The 1,161-nt window shown below is 26.4% G+C and carries 2 protein-coding genes; one reads left to right on the top strand and one right to left on the bottom strand.

All coding sequences use genetic code 11. The features are described 5' to 3' along the window. Positions 1–738 (top strand): MFS transporter (locus CD138_RS13880; protein ID WP_103266027.1); only part of this gene is annotated, 738 nt, incomplete at its 5' end. Between the two features lie 218 nt (positions 739–956). Here the strand turns inward: CD138_RS13880 and CD138_RS14600 are convergent. Next, positions 957–1,161, bottom strand: a 205-nt coding sequence (locus CD138_RS14600; protein WP_219727739.1) for a hypothetical protein, incomplete at its 5' end; no start/stop codon positions are given.

Genomic DNA, 1,161 nt, shown 5'->3' with positions numbered 1-1,161 from the left:
GGATATATAGAATCATTCTTTGCAGTAGGATCATTCTTGTTACCTATGATTGTGAGGATGTTTGAATATCATTTAGACACGAAATACGCTATTATCTTTATATTTATCATAAATATATTTTTATTTTTAATTGTCAATTCTTTAGAGTTTAAAGTGAGTAGCAGCGATAAAATTAAAATACCCAAACTTCATTTAAGTAAAAAGTATATGCTAGTTTTAATAATTCTTACATGGTGCTTCTTTTATATTAGTATAGAAACTAATTTTTCAAATTTATTACCATATATCAACTTAGTTTCTGATAAATTTAGTTATATTACTGTAAGTGTATTTTGGATTGGTATAATAGTAGGAAGGTTTTTATATACGTTAATATTGCCGATGATTAAATTCAGGCTTGAAACATTGCTATTAATGTATACAGCTATTTCTTTTTTTCTCTATATTATGTTGATATATTTAAATACTCAAGATGAAATCAGATTAATAATTCTATTTTCACTCACCATATTTTTAGCGCCTATGTTCCCTTTAGGTGCTAGTATCATTAATCAACATAGTAGTAATAAAAGTGTATTAACTAGTATTTTTATCGCTGTAGCAGGATGTGGTGGCGCAATTGGAGCAGTAATTATAAAAGCAGCTTTATACATTCATATTCCAGTATATTTATCTATTTTATTTATATTAATGGTATGTTTGCTTTTAAATACTGTGATTTTAAAAACAAAACTCTAAATAAGATTATATATAATAATATACTAAAGTTAGCTATGAAGAAACCTGTAACAATTAATTTCTTCATAGCTATTTTTTGGTACTATTGCAATGTAGAAAACACGAAGGTACTTTTTACCTTAACATGATAGTATTATTTTATTTATCTAACATGCCGTTGTATTTGTAGTAAAACGAAAATTCGTAAAATGGTATAAACCTAGGGGTGGTTGATATAGTCAGCAATTACTTTTGATACATCTTAAAAAATTATTTATAATATTCACAATTTGATGCCCCGTCTTCTTACGTTCTATTTCATATGTTCTTGTTGGTTCTGTTGCAAAATCAGAAAAAATATAACTAATTATCATTTTAACTGGTAGTATTTCCTTAACTGACCAACATATGACTAATTTCATAGCACGGCGAAAATCCGTAGAT

The sequence above is a fragment of the Staphylococcus intermedius NCTC 11048 genome, assembly GCF_002902385.1.
Lineage (GTDB): Bacteria > Bacillota > Bacilli > Staphylococcales > Staphylococcaceae > Staphylococcus > Staphylococcus intermedius.
The sequence above is the reverse complement of the archived record's forward strand: the minus strand, read 5'-3'. Positions and strand labels throughout refer to the sequence as shown.